The following is an 18,044-nucleotide window of genomic DNA, read 5'->3' on the forward strand; positions in this document are numbered from 1 at the left end:
ATCACAGCTCCCTGATCTGAAATTTCTTTGCAAAACCAATCGGATTATAAGACTGCTTGGCCTTCCGAAGCCCGGGCAGGCCCACATCATCCTCCCTGTTGACCAGCGTCACATCCGGGAACTCATGTACCAGGAACTGCTGATTGATGAATGCATACAGCCCTCTGATGTCCGGATTCGCTTTTTCTATGTGAATGATGGCCATGTCTTCCACTTGGTTATAGCTTCCCATTGTAAAGGCTTCCATCTGTCCGTCCACATAGACGCCGCCCATGCGGACTCCCAGATCGCTGCAGTGATTCAGGATACTGTGGATTCCTTCCACCTCTGGATCCAGTGTGCCTTCCAGCTGGGTGCCTTTCATGCTCCTCCAACGGTCCAGAAACTTCCACATGTCATTTCTGTCTGAGCAGCAGAGCGTGCGGTATTCATATCTGCCTTCATATTCTTTACGGAATCCGTTCACATGATTTTTCTTCTTATGATACTTTTTTCCTGCCAGAGTCCGCATCGACTCCCCATCATAGAGATAGTCGGCGGCATCCGTCTGTTCCGTAACTGAAAACTCTGCAGGGTCCAGATCCAGAATCCGGACGGCCTCTTCATCCGCCAGATAGATGGCCAGCTTCTGCCCCAGGACCTCATTAAAATACTTTTTCGTATCAAAAAAGTAATAGGACAGGTCTTCCTCTTTACAGAGGGGAATCGCCGCAAACTGCTCATTCTTTACGGTCATCTTCCACTCCACAGCCTTATCGTCGCAAACACAGTATTCCACATGATAGTAATCTTTCCATAAAAAACTGTCCAGGAACACACTGTCGCACGTCTTATTGGACCTTAGATTAAAAAATCGCGGCAGAATCTCCACATCCTCCGCTGTTATCTGTTTAAACTCCCATCTCATGGTATCTTATTACCTTTCCTGTTCTATAAGTTTTCCTTTGGTTGTATACTTCCATATACAAAAGGCACTTTCGCAATAACACGGTCATTACAAAAAGTGCCTCTCCCATTCAATTAAAAGGCAGAATATGCACCTGTGTGGGCTTCTGCTGCTTGTCTCCATTATATTACGGGTAAAAATTTCTGTCAAGGCAGGCTCCGGCTATCTTGTACCGTACATAATATCCTGAAGCGCCTGACGGTTTGCCGGGAAATCGATGCCGATCACCGCTCTCTTATCAATCCTCATATCTTTATACGTCCCTTCCACTGGAATCCTGTCGGATTCCAGATCATACTTTAGGAGCTTGGAGGACTCCAGCACAAGGGAAATCATTTCTCCTTCCGGAATGTTAGTCGTAAGGTCCGGGAGCAGTGCGTTCAGCAGGTCATTTAGCTCCGACAGACTGCAGGATTTCGCCTTTTGAAAGACGATTCCGAGCACATCTCTCTGACGTCTCGTCCGCTCATATTCTCCCCCCTTCAGATATCGGATTCTGCAATAGGCCAAAGCCTGCTTACCGGTCAGGTGCCGTGTTCCCGCATCGGAGGTATCCAGCTTCTCCACATCCCGGTCTTTGCCTGTGATCCTGTTCAGCTCTTCAATGTATCTGTTCATGATAGTAATCTCATCCGCGCTGATATCCAGATCTATGCCGCCCAGTACGTCTATCACGTCCATAAAGGCAAAGAAATTCACCTGCACATAACGGTCGATATGAACGCCCAGATTTTCCTCGATGGTCTGCAGAAGAAGAGAAGGCCCTCCAAATGCGTAGGAAGCATTCAAACGATTGTTTCCCACTCCCGGTATGGATACATAAATGTCTCTCATCAAGGAGGTCATGGTAATCCTGTTTTCCTTCCGGTTAATGGAAACCAGAATCATAGAGTCCGAACGTCCCTTCGCGTTATCATCCCTTGAGTCGGTCCCAAAGAGGAGTACGTTATAGACATCATGGTCGTATTCCAATTCCTGACTGCCGGCTGCCAGGTTCTCTTTCAGCTGATCTTCCAGATCCTTGACCTCTTCTTCAGGCGAATCCGTCCCCTCCTCTGTCTCATCCTCCGGAATACTTCCCTGAATCTCCGGTGTTTCGGAAAGAGTTTCGTGGTTCATCATTCCATAATAATGTTTGAATAACGCATACACTGTGATAACTCCGATGAGCACCACGGCCAGTACGACCGTAAGGGTTATCAGTATGGCTTTTTTCTTCTTCATTTTTGTTTCTCCTTTTCTTCTTTTTAAAAAAGCTGTCCCCTCCTGTGTCTTATTCTGTCAGTCTCTTGAAATAATCTGGGGTATACAGTAAAATAGGTTCAATTACATAATGCCGGATGAGATGAGGATATTCTGGCTGTTGGTACATGCGTACCGACAGTCGGATATCCTTTTTTTATTTCTTTTCTGTCTTAATATGTCCGCGCCTGCTCATCCCGTTTTTTCTGCCATATGATAATTGCAGCAATTTGATTCGGGAGTATTACTTATGCAAAAGGTCTACGAACTCACCAAACAATTAGGAGTCAAAATAACGAATGAACGCGCGACATATCTTGCCCTTGCCACTTGCCTTGTCATTCAGGATCCCTCATACATGCGCCATATGGGCAAACGCCTTTATTCGGATATCGCAGCGCTTCTCGGCAAAACTCCGCTCAGTGTTTCCCGCGGCATCTCCCGGGCCGTCTGTGAATGCTGGGATTATGGCAACCACCGGTTTCTAAACCAGGTGGCTGGCTGCCGTGTCCTGGAAAAGCCCTCTCCTGCGGAGATGATTTCTTTTATGGCAGATTATCTGGTAAAACAGGAGCCTAAGCATATTTTTCGCTATCACCATTTATTAAATTCTTCATGGCAGGAAGCCGCGCTTACCGATATTGAAGAAGTAATGGCCAGCGCCCCGAACAAACGGCGTCAGACCTATACGGTCTGTATTGAACAGCTTGTACCGGAAAACCATCCGGTAAGGCTTATGGACGACGCTGTAAATTGGGAACACATAACGAAACTTTTTACAGAAACTCCTGGTTATTCTACCATCAATAGCGCTGTGTCACCAATACAGTTCATTAGATTTTTGCTCCTGATCTCTATCTACAAAACGAAATCGCCCCAATGTCTCATTGAAGCATTAGATATCAATATTGCTTATCGCTGGTTCCTGGAACTAGGGTTAGCAGACGAAGCTCCTACTATTGCCGAATTAACAGATTGCTATAATCTTTATTTTGCAGATAATCAGTTTTTGGAAAAGCTTTTATATGGTATACTAGAAACCTATAGAAAGAAAAGGATAATAAAAATAGCTGACCCTGCAACAGAGGCAAAGAAACTAATCAAGATGGCTGAGAAATTATAGCTCTGCTTCCTCATAATAATACGCCTCTACGCCGTGACCTCCCTTTCTTTCACTTTCAGGAGGGAGTTTCATATAATCTCCGTATAACGCCTTTAAACAATCATCATATTTTTCAGGTATCGGATATTGTTCGTCTTCAAAGGAAACGTATACCGTTTTGTTGAAAATATCCCGTTTCATTATCTCACGATGTCCTGCCGAATTAAACACTAGAGAGGATTCTGTATTTTCATATTCTTTAGCAAAATGATTTAGTTTTCGCGCATGATACTGTGGCCCTTTCATATTTGCAATAAGATATCCTATATAATTAGGTATATTATTAAGCAATTTTTTAGTTCTTACATATCTCTCAAGAGAACTGACCCATCTGAATTTATAAGTAATATACATTTTTTTTAACAATATTTTTTGCTTTACCTTTTTTTCAGGAAAAGTATCGAAGGGAAAAACGTCAACAAATACGCCAAGATTGGGTATAGGTTTTATCCCTGGCTCTTTTACAAAGGTATTTTTAAGACAAACTTTACCAAATGGATGTAAATACTCTTCACAGTTATCAACGTTCAAAAAATATATATCTGTAACTAAATTTTCCATAACTGCAGTGAATCTTTCATAATCATTACGTAACATACAAATATCTATATCATCATCCCATGGAATAAAGCCTTGATGACGAATTGCGCCAATTAGTGTACCGCCAAATAAAAAATATTTTATTTTATATTTACGACATATCACATCAATCTGATAGAGAATTTTTAATTCCATTCTTTTTAATAAATCACTATCAATCTCTTTCATTTTGATTATCCCTTCTAATCATTTGGCGTATAGTTTCGTAAGCTCTTATCATATTTTTATTTCTTAGATTGAGTAATACAAAAACTAAATTCGGTACTAAACAACAGACAATAATTTTAATAATAAATGTTCTTATGCTGTCTGTACCAACAGATACACAAATTAAATAAGAAACAACTCCTCCCAAAGCTATTTCAAGCAGATACTTAAATAAGAGTATATAATAATCTATTTTCTGTTCTTTTATAAAAATATTTTTGAAAAGAATATGTAGCTCCCATGGAATAGAAATAAAAGCTGACAAAAAGACGGTAGAAGTTAATATTCCATTTATCCCCCAAACTTGAACAAATATAATATCAAGAACGATATTAAGAATCACAACCAAATAAGGTCTTATTTTATCGCTCCACCATAATCCTGCTGCATCTCTGTATGTTGTGACAATTCGTCTTAAATGATTTACCATAAAGTAAAGAACAAATAAAATTACAGACGTTAAACTCAGCAAATATTCGTTACCCACCCAGATAACTATAAAATGTTGGTATAAGCAAATCAAACAAACACTACACCAACCAACCAACCAAGTATTTAGAAAAGTCAAAAAATGAAAATCTCTAATATTTTTTTCTGCTGACTCTGTGCACAAACTATTGCCAATGCTAGCCGTCATCGCATTATAACATACTGTCAAAATTCCGGTTAATGCAGATATAATGTAATAATAATTTGCAAAATATGCAAGCGATGTTAATCCCAAAAAACTGGATAAAATTATATTATCCACTGAATTAAGAGCATACCCCTCCAGCCGGAATCCCACTAAACCAATAATATTTTTTTTGGTTCCTTTAATTAAATCTTCTTTAATCTTCCCTCTGGCCACATATTGCGGATATAATTTACTTACTTTTCGATTGCGAAGCAAATTAAACAATACTGAAAATATAGGCAAGAACAGTATATAAATATAATAGTTTTTAAAAATCAACAATGAGATAATCTGCAAAGTATATATAACTAAATGAAGAACTGAAGAAATTCTTCCTCCTATATAATCCTGCTGATGTGCTGTCAAGATTGAAGCCCTGTAAGCATAGAAAAAATATCCAAATACCGTATTCAGTAAATATAAAACGTATAATAAATTTATATTGATGCCAGACGGTACGGTTCCATTAATAAGATAGGGTAACAAGAACATGGCCACTATTCCAATAAATAACACCACATATCCGATGACCATATATACTTTTTTATAAAATTTTAAAAGCGCGCATATCGTGTCTTCATCACGTTCAGCAATTGGCTTATACATATTGAAAACCATAGCACTTCCAAAACCCACTTCCATTAAATTTAACATCTGAAAAATTGAAACAAACAGGCTGTCCAGACCAATATATTCGGCGCCAAGAACATATATAATTATGGTACGTGTAACAAACGGGAACAGTATTGTAGTAAATTTATTAAATACCCCCCATAAAGCATTTCTGGACGAGTTGACTATGCGGCTCTTCATCATATTCAGCCTTTCTCTATTTAAAATGTTTATTAATACATAAACCAAAAAAAATAAAATATATTATAGCATATGGAGAAAAATAGCTTGTTTCTCCTAATGATGTGATTAACATAAATCCTAAAATCGAAAGCTCAGATATAAAATAAGTGGAATCAATTTTATGTCGAAAGACTATTTTAAAGAGTAGATAAACAATATACAAAAACAGCAGAAATGCAATAATGCCAAACTGCCCCAACATAATCGGCCAAAACCCATCATTTAAAAAGGCTGCTGTTTCTTTACTCAATCCATTAATGTAACCATATCCAAGATTCTGATAAATAATAGAATAATTTGTAACTGAAAGGCTAGACCCAAATGTAGCAAAACCGCAGCCCAGAGGCCAGTGCGTTAGCGCTAACATGATAGAGTCATCCAATAGAACTTGTCTGGCAGAAAAACCAACGCTAAAAAAATATTTCTCTATCTGCTCGTAACCAATCAAAACACATGATATAGTTGAAAACAAACCAATAAATAGCTTTGATTTAGCTTTTATTTTTAATATATAAAAATATAACATCCAAAATATAACAACAGCAGCAACAGCCTTATAGCGGAATGTCAAAATAATGATACAGCTATCCATTATCATATATTTAAAAATTTTTTTATTAGATGAATTTATAATTGCCAAAATCAAAAGCATTATATATGCAACAGATGCTAAATAAGTAGGATGTGGATATAAGAGCATAATTGATCTGGCAAATAATCTGTGTCCCATAGTATGAAATATTGGTTTAAAAAATGCATCATTTATTGATAAGACAAAAAAAATAATAACAATAAATTTTGTAGTTTTTAATATTCTCTTACATATATCCTCAGCCGTGTATTTTTGAAAGCAAGTTCTGATGGCTATATAAACAATTAAAAATTTGGAACATATAAAAGCATCCTGAAACGAAATCAACCAACTCTGGTATTGATAAAAAAAGGTGGAAATTATTCCTATAAGTAAAATAATCCCAAAAGTTATTATTATACGTTTTTCTATTCTAATTAGATTGGATAATTTTTTATAGTTATAAAAAATTATTAGTAAAAATAACAAAGTGATAATTTCATCTACATATTGAAAACAGTATGCTATTTCCCGAATTGGGCAATATTGCAATGCCTGCTGAAAAACAAAACATATAAATATTACATTAACTAAAAATGTTTTTTTACTGACTTTCATATATTTACCCTATATCCAATATTTCATTAAGATTGACCACAAATATCATATATAAATTTCTCAACTTCTTTTGCCATAATCTTTTCGTTGCAGTGAACTTTCAGATATTCTCTCGTTCCTGATTCTATTTGTCTCCGCAATTTTTCATTTTCAAGTACTGATCGAATCTTCTTTTCACAATCTAATTCATTTTTTGGCTCATATAATATTGCGTTTTGACCATCACATAAATAATCAATAAGACTCGGTACCTTTGCTGCTACAACGCATTTTCCCAATGCCATCTGCTGCATCAGTGTCATCTGACCAAATGAATAATTAAAGGATTCCAATGGTAAAATACAAAATTCTGAATTTAATATTTGATCTATCAGTTCCGTAATTGGCACATAAGGTATTTGAACAATTCCTTTAATTCCATTATATTTTTCCTCGACATGGCCGACTAATTTTAACTGAACATTCGTATCAATTTTCGAATACGCATTAACAACGGTATCCCAGTCTCGTTTTGTATACCCGACGCAGATTATATAGGCATTCTTATCACAATATCGTTGGGGCTCCCTGGGGGCGAAAAATTCTAAATCCGCTCCAAATCTGATAAATCTTGCTTTAGATACTATCCACGGGAAAAAACTTTTATAGTATTCAATTTGACTGCTAGTATGATAAATGACTCCATCAATGGATCTGCTCGCAAACTGCATGAGCTTAAGTGAAACACCAGATTTTGATGCAGAACTAAAGGAGCCAATATCAAAGACAATATGTTTGGCATCTGTCTTGAAAAATCTCCGCCAAAAACTTAATAAAACTGCAGACTGCATACCGTGAGAAATAATTACATCGTATTTTCTCAGCACAGGTAATATTCGAAGCGTTTGTATTACATAAAACCTTAATTTGTTCTTTTCAAACCGCTCAATAATGGGTAATGAATGTATATCAATAACGTCAACTTCTATCTGCTTTTCAAAATATCGAAAAAACCAATACGGTTTACCAAATTCAAAATAATCTGGGGGTTGCCATTCCACGGGTGTTTTTTCACAGTAATGAACTTTCCAATTAACAAGCATTAATGCTCTCATTATCCTGACTCATCCTTTTCCTTGATTGATACAACTTCCTACAAATGCCAGCAACTGACTTCGGAATTAAAAGCATCATAGCAAAACGTAAGGGATTATCTGAAATTTGATTCAGAATCCCGTTCTTGTAATATTTTATAATTCTTTTCGCATTTAAGCATCCATAGCTACGCATAGCCAGCAACCTCCGCCAGGAAGATAACCCTGTATTTGTCCACACAGATTTTTTAACAAATGACTTTTCATCATCGTATAAGGTTGGAAGCAAATCGATAACTTTACACAACACTTCTCCCCAAATATATAATGCTGAACCGCTTACCATCCAGCTCGATGTTTTTTTTTCCACATTATTATCATAAAATTCTGAACAAATATGCACAGCAAAAAAATTTCTGCTGCATATGTAATCATATATATAGCATGGATATAAAAATGCCGACGCCTCCGAATATCTTGTCTTTACTCTCTCCCGTTCTCCTTCTGTTATATTTCCATATATGTGCCGTCTTAAAATGGAACCGCCATAACCAGTCATACCCCAGAAGCATTCTTTAAAAAAAGGAATCTGATCCCTGTATTCTTTAAGATTGGTATTATATGGATCTTGTTGGCTCAAATACAGAATATCGTACTTCTTCTTTTTCAAAATAGGATAAATATCTTTGCAAAAACTTTTGTACGACGGAATGCAGCCATCGCTACAAAGCCAACAGTATTCTGCCTTAACAGCTTGTAATGCTTCAAATACTTTATCATCCAATCTTATATCTGTTGGATATTTTACATATCTTATATTTCGATTTTCTAACATGAAAGATATAACAATTTTTTCTGTATCATCATTTAAACTGCTATCATGAACAGAAAGCAATATTTTACTCAAAAATCCCTCAAATGTCTTTTTATAAATTCGCAAATAATGCTTTAGGGCTTCTGGTCTATTATAGGTTGGCAAAACAATTTCCAATAAATAATTATCACTACACTCATCTTTCATCGCCCTATTTTCTTTAAACATTTGTCTATTCCCTCTTCAAACGATATGGATGGCATAAAGCCTGTATCCTCCTTAAGGCTCTCTATGCCCGCGCATAGACTTACAGGTTCGCCTTCATATGCAATCTCGCCAATGCCTATCTCCAATGCAGGATTTATTAAATTTCTTATGATTTCTATATAATCCCTGAGAGGTCTCGCTTCTCCATTTCCAACACAATAAACCTTGTTTCCTATAGCCCTTTGACCAATCAAATAAAATGCGCGTCCTGCATCTTCACTATATAGATAATCCCACATTTGTGTACCCGAAGTAAACAAAGCCCTTTCGCCATTTAACATTTTATTAATGGTAGTACTAATCATGGTTGACTCATTGTCATATATTCCATACACGCTGAATATTCGGCACCACAGGCAGTCCATTTCATGTTTTGAACACCAAAGTCCAGCCAATTTTCCTGCAGCATATTTTGAAACGCCATATGCCGTTAACGGATTTACTGGTGTCTCTGGCATCAATCTATTTACGTTCTGACATCCATACTCAGCCTGGGAACCTGCACCTACAAATTTCTTACATCCTAAGATTTTGGAAACTTTAACCGCATTTAAAGTATATCTTATATTTACGTATTGTGTTTCTGGATTATTACGAGAGCATGGGGAAGTGTTTGTCCAAGCAAAATGGTAAAAGACATCCCAGTAACTCCCATATACTGTGAAATCATACGTATCCAAGTTTTCTAGACCACATTCGCAAATCGTAATAAACGGAGATTTTGGTATTCTCTCCATATACCTGCTATCCGGCCTAACAATCGCCAAAACCTCAACTTGATTGTATAGGCACTCTTGCAATACTGCATTTCCAATCATTCCGGTACAGCCCGTTATAACTACTCTTCTCATCCTGATTTCCTATCTTACGAATTCGCTAATTTCACAACAGCGGGTTATAGCTCCATAATTTCTTTGTACAATGCCCTGTCGATTAGTGGTTCTTGATCCTGATTCGGATTCCCAAACTTTACTTTGGGAAAAACATAAGTATTTTCTTCAATCATTATTTCTATTAGCTCCGGTTCCTCATCACAAAATTTCTTCGGCAAATCTTCCATGCTCAGGACCTTTCTGCACTTTATTCCATAGGCTTTAGCTATTGCACAAAAATCCGGGCTCTCATACCCTCCCTTTGGCACTGTCTGCACATATCTATCATGAAAATACATCTCCTGAAAGTGCCGTATCATGCCTAAAGCACAATTATTAAATATAATCATCTTAATAGGAAGTTTTTCTCTTGCAATAAACTCCATTTCCTGAATATTCATTTGAAAACCACCGTCACCACTTATACACGCAACAGGTTTCTTTTTTCCATAATATGCGCCTATTGCCGCAGGCAAAGCATAGCCCATGGCACCATGGCCTCCGGAAAACAAAACGAGCTGATCTCCAGAGGTTTTAAATGATTGAGCCGTCCATACCTGATTCTGTCCGACATCCGTTGTCACAACTGCCTTACTGGATAAAAGGGCACTGATTTTTTCCATAATTAGATTTGGATAAAAATAAATTTGATTTTCTACTTTCTCCTGAATATTTTTACATATTTTCAACCATTCTTTATACTTTTTGCCCTCTAAGTCAATGCCTTCTAAAACAGAAATTGCATCTGTCAGCTCAAGAAGAAATTGCTTTTCACTTTTATGGACTTTATTAGTCATTTCTCCATAATCTACATCAATCCGTATAATTTCCGCATTCGGAGCAAAAGCCTCTCTATCAGCTCCAACCTGTCTCACATCAAGCCTGCTCCCTAATGTCAGAACCAAATCACACTTTGCTAAAATAAAATTTGCACTACGTTTACCATAGGCTCCAATAAAGCCAAAAAAATAGTCACTTGACACATCTCCCTCTGATGAAATTACATCAAATGCAATCATACTGCTGACCACTGGAACCTCAAATTTTCCAATTATCCTTTTTACTTTTTTTTGAAGTCCTTTTTGCTTAACTCCATTTCCAATTAAAAAGCAGGGTCTTTCTGCCTTTTTCAAAGCCTTTTCAATACACTCTTTAAATCGTTCCATGGTTTCATCTTTTGCACACGAATATTTCTTCTTTCCATATCCCGCCAGTTCATTTCTATCAATTTCACTTTTCAAAATATCCATCGGTATATCTAAAAGAACCGGTCCCTGTCTTCCATTTGTCGCAAGATAAAAGGCTTTATCTAGATAATACTTTATTTTGTCAGCCTGTTCTATATATGCTGACATTTTCGTGACATTCTTCACCATCGAAACGATTTCTGTTTCCTGAAATCCTCTTTGACGCACTCCCAGATTTCCTTTAGATTCAAATGTGTTTACCTGTCCTGTTATAAATAAAACTGGAATTGAATCAAAATATGCATTACAAATTCCCGTAATCAAGTTGGTGGCCCCTGGTCCGGATGTAGCATATGCAACGCATACTTTTCCAGTAGCCTGTGCATATCCGCATGCAGAGAAAGCAGCTCCCTGTTCGTGATATACCACATGAGCTAATATCTTTTCTTGATATTTTCCAAAAGAATCCATAAGGTGCGTGACCATTCCCCCAGGATAACCAAAAACATCCGTTATTCCTCTATCAACCAGATATTCAACAATAAAATCCGATACTTTCATTTTGCACTTCCTCTGCCCAATTCAGATACAATACAACCTGCCTTGTGTCTTCTTGCTTCAGATTTTTAATGCACCTATGATAACTTCAGCCATATAATCCACTTCTTTATTTCCCATACCCGGATACACTCCGACCCAAAATGAATTCTTCATAATAAGTTCCGTATTCTCTAAATCGCCAATCACACGATAGTCTCTTCCTTCCTCCATTTTTACGAAGCAAGGATGTTTAATAATATTTCCGCTGAAAAGCAGCCTCGTCTGCACATTATGGTTTTCAATATACTGAATGATTTCATTACGTTTTAGTCCTGTTTCTGGTCTGATTGTAATTAAAAATCCAAACCAGGACGGTTTACTGCCCGGTTCCGGTTCAGGAAGAATTACTTTATCACGTATGCTGTCAAGTGCAGTATACAGACGACTCCAATTATATCGTCTTCGTTCTATGAAGGATGAAAGCTTTTCCAACTGCCCACATCCTACCGCGGCCTGCATTTCTGTAGCTTTCAAATTATAACCGAAATGACTGTATACATATTTGTGATCATACCCCTGTGGCAAATTTCCGTACTGACGATCAAAGCGATGTCCACAAAAATTATCTTGTCCGGAAGGGCAAACACAATCTCTGCCCCAATCTCTGAAACTTTTAATTAAACGATTTAATGTGGAATCATTTGTATATATACATCCGCCCTCCCCCATAGTCATATGATGTGGAGGATAGAAACTACTGGTCCCAATGTCGCCCAAGGTACCCGTTAATTTTGTTTCACCGTTAATTGTATATTGTGTTCCTAAGGAATCACAATTGTCCTCTATTAACCAAAGATCATGCTTATTACAAAAAAGCTTTACCGCTGACAGATTAAACGGATTCCCTAAAGTATGTGCAAGCATAACTGCTTTCGTTCTGGGACTAAGCGCCTTCTCCAGCATGTCTGCATCCACATTATACTGGGGAATTGTTACATCTACAAACACTGGAACAGCACCATATTGAATAATCGGAGTTATCGTTGTAGGAAAGCCGCAGGCGACAGTAATAATTTCATCTCCTCTTTTAATCTGCCTGCGGCCAAGTTCCGGAGCCGTCAAAGCCATAAATGCTATAAGATTAGCCGAGGAACCACTGTTTACTAAATTTGCATATTTTACACCAATCCACTTCGCAAATTCCGTCTCAAATTGATGTGTAAAACGCCCCGCAGTAAGCCAAAAGTCTAATGTGGCATCCGTAAGATTCTGCATCTCCTTTTCATCATAGACTCGAGATGCGTAACTAATATAGTCTCCCGGTCTGAAAGTTTTTTTTACTTCTTTGAAATCATGGTAATATTCTGTTATCATATCTTTAATTTGCTCTCGGGCTTCCTCTTCATTTTTCCATTTTTCCATTTTATTTACTACCTCCTAACATCTCATTTCTGTATAAAAAATCATTTATTTCTCGATCCATACACGTTCTTACATCTTCACCATTAAGCCAACATTTAGTCCACTCGACAGTCATCTTCACTGCCATGCATAAGCTCCATCTTGGCTTCCAGCCAAATATTGTTTTCAATCTTGAACAATCTAATTTCAAATAATTTGCTTCGTGGGGGCCACCATCGGACATATCAATCCAGCTCATATTCTCCCCCCATTGCTTGACAAAAGTTTCGACCAATCGTCCTGTCTGCAGACAATCTGAATCATCTGGGCCTACATTATAATATCCGGCAAATCTGGAGTCTAAATATTGCATTTTTGCAATCAGTAAATAAACAAATAACGGTTCTAGTACATGTTGATACGGACGCACAGAATATGGGTTCCTTACAATTATGTTCCGCCTGCTGATTGCCGCCCTGATACAATCCGGAATAATCCGATTATTGGCGAAATCACCGCCGCCTATGACATTTCCAGCCCGAACCGTCGAAACAGGAAGGGATATATTACCATCTGAATCTGTAAAAAAAGACTGGTTATAACAATGAGTAACTAACTCAGAGCACGATTTAGAGTTGGAATACGGATCATATCCATCTAATTCATCATTTTCTCGGTACCCCCACTCCCATTCGTTATTTTTATATACTTTGTCCGTTGTAACATTTAAAAGGGATTTGACACATCTATTATTCCTTGCGCATTCAAGAATATTGACTGTCCCCATAACATTTGTTTCATATGTATACACCGGATTTATATAACCGTCTTTTACTATCGGCTGTGCCGCTAAATGAAATATTATTTCTGGCTGTGCCATCTTAATGGCCTTGTTCAATGAATCATAATTTCGAATATCCCCTATGACGGAACATATACCCTCTTTAATTCCAGCAATATCATACAATGATGGGTCTGTAGGCGGTTCCAAAGAATAGCCCGTAATCTGTGCACCTAAATTAATAAGCATTTTACATAGCCATGAACCTTTGAAGCCGGTATGGCCCGTAATAAAAACCCTTCTGTCTCTGTAAAAATCCAGGTCAAAACATGGTACAATCATTTCATTATCTCCCACTAATAAATCTCTTATCAATCAGTCCAGCATCTCCATGGTGCTTGTCCGGCAGACCAAAGTGCATCAAGCTTTTGTTTATCCCTCAGAGTGTCCATACACTGCCAAAATCCCCCATGTTTGTAACACATCAGTTCCCTATTAGCCGCAAGCTTCTCCATAGGTTCTCGTTCAAACATCGTCGAATCGTCGTCTATATAATTAAGTACATCCGGCTCCAATACCATAAAACCGCCGTTTATCCATCCTGCGTCTGCTTGGCTCTTCTCTCGAAAAGACAAAACTTGGTCACCATTCAAATCTATATTTCCATAACGGCAGTCCGGCCTGACTGCCATCATAGTAGCCATCCTCTGGTGTTTTTTATGATATATTAATGTATCCGAAATGTTAACGTCCGACACTCCATCTCCATATGTCATGAAAAATGTATCGTTACCTATGAACTGCTTAACCCTTTTCAAACGTCCTCCAGTCATAGTATTCAGTCCTGTATCAACAACTGTGACCTTCCACGGTTCCGCATGCTTATTATGTACTATCATTTTATCGTCTTTGGTAAAATCAAACGTAACATCTGAAGTATGTAAAAAATAATCTGCAAACCATTCTTTTATTACATGCTGCTTATATCCAGCGCAGATAATAAATTCGTAAAAGCCAAAATATGAATATCTTTTCATTATATGCCATAAAATCGGCATCTCTCCGATTTCTACCATTGGTTTCGGCTTAAATTGAGATTCTTCTGATATACGCGTCCCATACCCGCCTGCTAATAGAACTACTTTCATTTGTCATATTCTCCTTGAAATTTTATCCATCGCTTGGTCAAATTATCATATTGTTTAATTATTTTTACAGGGTTGCCAGCAGCGACACAATAGCTTGGGATATCTTTTGTAACCACTGAATTTGCTCCAATAACTGTCCCTTTACCTATATGAATATTTCCGATTATCACACTGTTGATTCCTATAAATACACCATCTTCAATATAAATACTATAGTTTTTATCAATTATCCCCTGTTTCATAACTGGTATTCCAACCATTTCATACTTATGGTCGCAATCTGTAATATACACATTTGGAGACAAGAGCACATTTTTCCCTATATTTAAACTATTTTTAATTGATATTCTATCTCTTTGACCTATTTCGCTTCCGCTTCCAATATAAATATTGCCATTAGCCCAAATGTCAGCTTCCGGTCGAATAATCACATCTGAGCACAAAGTAATATTACATCCACCCTTAAAATTGACACGGGAACCTATATATATTCCTTTTCCCTGCAAACGAATTCTTGCTTTATAACACCGAATATTTCCAAATATATGCTTTATCAATAACTTAAAATTCAATATATTCTCCATTTATCTCTAATTAGTATATTATTCCCCCACATATGCCTAAGATTATTTGTGTAAATAATATATTTTCGTCATCGTAGAAAACAGAAATTATTTGCATTCACATGTGCTGGAGGCATCCAACATTTCTTTTGTAACTTTACCATCTCTATAATCAGAAACAATCTTATTTTCAAACATACTATATTTCTTTCTCTTATAAAAACGTAAGAATCTATGATGAAATACCCAGAGCAATGGCTTCCAAATGTATTTATGCATTGCCGGTGATACAGATCCAATCATCCAGCAAGCTCTATTACAGCATCGGACTTTCTTGCGAACCTGCTTCGCCCGTTCACTATTCCAAAGTTCTTCCCATGTCTGCACATTCAAGTTACCCATTACTTCATTCTCTCTGGTTCCGTTGCAAGGCATAACATCTCCAAACGGATCAATAAAAAATGTATCAAAAGCCATATCGCATGGCAACAAACGTTTTTGTCCGTAAATATAATTTATAAGACCATGATTAAAATAGGCTCGAAACCATTTTTTGGGACTGTTCGAATTAAGCATTTTATTTATTAAATCTTCAAAACACTGGGCAACTGCCGGCCGGTCATGAATAATGTTTTTTGTCTCAACAAAATAAAAGCTGTTATGAAGAGATGCCGTGGCAAATTCCATGCCTAGCTCATCAGATATTTTATACAGCTCTACCAATTCAGACGCATTTTTATCCTGAACTGTCATCCCGAATCCGATATCCTCAACACCCATTTCGGCCAACCGTTTTAAAGTTGTATATCCCCGGTTAAAGCCATCCTCCAGGCCCCGTATTTCGTTATTGGTTTTTTCCAATCCTTCTATGGAAATTCGAATTCCAACATTAGGGAACTCTTTACATAGTGCTTCAATTCTTTCTGTAAAATATCCATTTGTGGAAATTACAATCCGATCTGAGATTTTGCTAAGTTCCCGAACAATGTCCGGTAAATCAGTTCGAATAAAAGGTTCTCCGCCAGTAATATTTGTAAAGTACATGGGTGGAAGTTTCCTTATGGTTTCCAATGTCAACTCTTTTTCTGGTTCGGAAGGATTTTTATATCTATTGCACATTGTGCACCGAGCATTGCATCGGTAAGTTACAATGACCGTTCCATTAAGTTTTCCTTTCATGTCCTTTCCTCTTTTCCTTCATATATATTCATTAACTTCTCTGCATATTGACCAATCGTATCAAAGACAATATCGTGACAATTCAGAGCATATTCTTGCATTAACTCCTTGTTATTCCATAACTTCAGCACTTTGGATCTTAAATCTTTCTGACTACCACTCTCAAACAATTCACCTGTTTTTCCAGCTTGAATCAATTCTGGTATTCCTCCGATGTCTGCTCCCAAAACGGGAGTGCCATAAGCTTGACTTTCCATAACTGAAAATGGACAATTTTCATACCACTCTGATGGATAAACACTGAATCGCGCTTCACTAATTAATTGTTCTAACTCTATGCCAGTTTTAAACCCGACATTTTTTATATTTGCCACTCCTTCTATTTCCTTTTCCAAATCACCTGATCCGGCAAAAACAAACGGAATATCGGGTAATGTTCTGCAGACATTAACAAGAGTTTTAATCCCTTTTTCTTCTGAGAACCTACCAAAATATAAAATATAATCATTCTTATCATTGTTTGCCGAGTGTATGACTTCAATGAAGTTGTGCATAACTAATGTCTTCGTCTTAAAATTCGAATTTCTGTCCATCATTTTTTTCATAAATTCAGAACAACAAATTATGGTATCAATGTATCGATATGCATTTTTGTATTTCCAGAATAATGCTTCTGCCATTCCAACTAAACTTTTCACAAACGATTTATGTATACATTTACCTTTTACGCAATTAAAGTAATGTTCACCTATACACTTTTCACAGGTACAATGTAATGTGGGATTATAGAACATATGATTAGGACATAAAAGTTGATAGTCATGAGCTGTATATATTACTTTGATATTTTCACCTGATCGTTTTATATATCTTTTTATTTCAAGTAAAATAGACGGCGTCAACTGATAATTAAAATTATTCAGGTGAACAACCTGTGGCTGGAAATTTTCCAATACTAATCTCATTTTTTTTCTAGCCTCATTAGAATATATTACTTTAAACGGATTTATGAAACTTTTCCATATACTACCATCTCGATAGTTTACATCAGAGGTATATACATCGACAGCATTACCTACGCACCGATTTCTATGCTCCATGCCAAAATACTGCACCTCATGTCCCTTCATATTTAAAAATTCTCCCAATTTAAGCATGTATGTTTCAGAGCCTCCATTAGGATATAGGAATTTATTCACCATCAGTATTTTCATTAAAATTGTCCTCGCATTATTAAACACAACATCACGCGTAAAGTAACCACTTTATTTATCTCATTGCTTTCCTATCAAATTTGTCCGTCTGCTAAAAATGCATCTTATTCAAAAATGTCTAATCTCCA

General features: G+C 37.0%; 16 protein-coding genes. 1 reads left to right on the forward strand and 15 read right to left on the reverse strand.

Annotated elements, in window-relative coordinates; all coding sequences use genetic code 11:
- Nucleotide 1: 1 nt before the first annotated feature.
- Both LQE92_RS06460 and LQE92_RS06465 read right to left on the reverse strand, forming a co-directional pair.
- Entirely contained in the window at nt 2–907 is a 906-nt protein-coding gene (locus tag LQE92_RS06460) for a DUF2156 domain-containing protein (RefSeq protein ID WP_231062173.1), read from the reverse strand.
- A gap of 201 nt (nt 908–1,108) precedes the next feature.
- Nucleotides 1,109–2,170, reverse strand: a complete 1,062-nt coding sequence (locus LQE92_RS06465; RefSeq protein WP_231062174.1) for an LCP family protein — start codon at nt 2,168–2,170, stop codon at nt 1,109–1,111.
- A 268-nt stretch (nt 2,171–2,438) separates the two neighbouring features.
- On the opposite strand from LQE92_RS06465, the gene LQE92_RS14730 reads away from it, so the two are divergent.
- A complete protein-coding gene (locus tag LQE92_RS14730; RefSeq protein ID WP_231062175.1) occupies nt 2,439–3,311 on the forward strand; it encodes a sporulation initiation factor Spo0A C-terminal domain-containing protein in 873 nt (290 codons plus the stop codon).
- Here the strand turns inward: LQE92_RS14730 and LQE92_RS06475 are convergent.
- From LQE92_RS06475 to LQE92_RS06535, 13 genes are all read right to left on the reverse strand, one after another.
- The gene (locus LQE92_RS06475; protein ID WP_231062176.1) at nt 3,306–4,118 is read right to left on the reverse strand and encodes a LicD family protein; all 813 of its coding nucleotides are present in this window, start codon (nt 4,116–4,118) and stop codon (nt 3,306–3,308) included. The two genes, LQE92_RS14730 and LQE92_RS06475, sit on opposite strands and share 6 nt — an antisense overlap.
- Nucleotides 4,105–5,649, reverse strand: coding sequence for a lipopolysaccharide biosynthesis protein (locus LQE92_RS06480; protein WP_231062177.1), 1,545 nt, complete (start codon nt 5,647–5,649; stop codon nt 4,105–4,107). Before LQE92_RS06480 ends, LQE92_RS06475 begins: the two co-directional genes overlap by 14 nt.
- A 13-nt stretch (nt 5,650–5,662) precedes the next feature.
- Nucleotides 5,663–6,877 (reverse strand): hypothetical protein, encoded by a 1,215-nt coding sequence (locus LQE92_RS06485; RefSeq protein ID WP_231062178.1) that lies wholly within the window; start codon nt 6,875–6,877, stop codon nt 5,663–5,665.
- Between the two features lie 26 nt (nt 6,878–6,903).
- A complete protein-coding gene (locus LQE92_RS06490) occupies nt 6,904–7,971 on the reverse strand; it encodes a glycosyltransferase family 4 protein (RefSeq protein ID WP_231062179.1) in 1,068 nt (355 codons plus the stop codon).
- Nucleotides 7,949–8,992, reverse strand: a complete 1,044-nt coding sequence (locus tag LQE92_RS06495) for a glycosyltransferase family protein (RefSeq protein ID WP_231062180.1) — start codon at nt 8,990–8,992, stop codon at nt 7,949–7,951. Before LQE92_RS06495 ends, LQE92_RS06490 begins: the two co-directional genes overlap by 23 nt.
- Nucleotides 8,968–9,882 carry an NAD-dependent epimerase/dehydratase family protein gene (locus LQE92_RS06500; protein ID WP_231062181.1) on the reverse strand — a complete coding sequence of 305 codons (915 nt, stop codon included), beginning with the start codon at nt 9,880–9,882 and terminating at the stop codon, nt 8,968–8,970. Before LQE92_RS06500 ends, LQE92_RS06495 begins: the two co-directional genes overlap by 25 nt.
- A gap of 44 nt (nt 9,883–9,926) precedes the next feature.
- On the reverse strand, nt 9,927–11,651 hold the full coding sequence (locus LQE92_RS06505; protein ID WP_231062182.1) for a thiamine pyrophosphate-binding protein: 1,725 nt from the start codon (nt 11,649–11,651) through the stop codon (nt 9,927–9,929).
- A 57-nt stretch (nt 11,652–11,708) separates the two neighbouring features.
- On the reverse strand, nt 11,709–13,052 hold the full coding sequence (rfbH, locus tag LQE92_RS06510) for a lipopolysaccharide biosynthesis protein RfbH (protein WP_231062183.1): 1,344 nt from the start codon (nt 13,050–13,052) through the stop codon (nt 11,709–11,711).
- A 1-nt stretch (nt 13,053) separates the two neighbouring features.
- Complete coding sequence (gene rfbG, locus LQE92_RS06515) at nt 13,054–14,154, reverse strand: CDP-glucose 4,6-dehydratase (protein ID WP_231062238.1); 1,101 nt, start codon at nt 14,152–14,154, stop codon at nt 13,054–13,056.
- Nucleotides 14,155–14,183: 29 nt separating this feature from the next.
- Nucleotides 14,184–14,960, reverse strand: coding sequence for a glucose-1-phosphate cytidylyltransferase (gene rfbF / locus LQE92_RS06520; RefSeq protein ID WP_231062184.1), 777 nt, complete (start codon nt 14,958–14,960; stop codon nt 14,184–14,186).
- A complete protein-coding gene (locus tag LQE92_RS06525) occupies nt 14,957–15,532 on the reverse strand; it encodes an acyltransferase (protein WP_231062185.1) in 576 nt (191 codons plus the stop codon). The genes rfbF and LQE92_RS06525 overlap by 4 nt, the downstream gene beginning before the upstream one ends.
- A 99-nt stretch (nt 15,533–15,631) precedes the next feature.
- Nucleotides 15,632–16,702 (reverse strand): radical SAM protein, encoded by a 1,071-nt coding sequence (locus LQE92_RS06530; RefSeq protein ID WP_231062186.1) that lies wholly within the window; start codon nt 16,700–16,702, stop codon nt 15,632–15,634.
- The gene (locus LQE92_RS06535) at nt 16,699–17,916 is read right to left on the reverse strand and encodes a glycosyltransferase (protein ID WP_231062187.1); all 1,218 of its coding nucleotides are present in this window, start codon (nt 17,914–17,916) and stop codon (nt 16,699–16,701) included. The genes LQE92_RS06530 and LQE92_RS06535 overlap by 4 nt, the downstream gene beginning before the upstream one ends.
- Between the last annotated feature and the right edge of the window lie 128 nt (nt 17,917–18,044).

This window comes from Lientehia hominis, assembly GCF_021044755.1.
GTDB classification, from domain to species: domain Bacteria; phylum Bacillota; class Clostridia; order Lachnospirales; family Lachnospiraceae; genus Lientehia; species Lientehia hominis.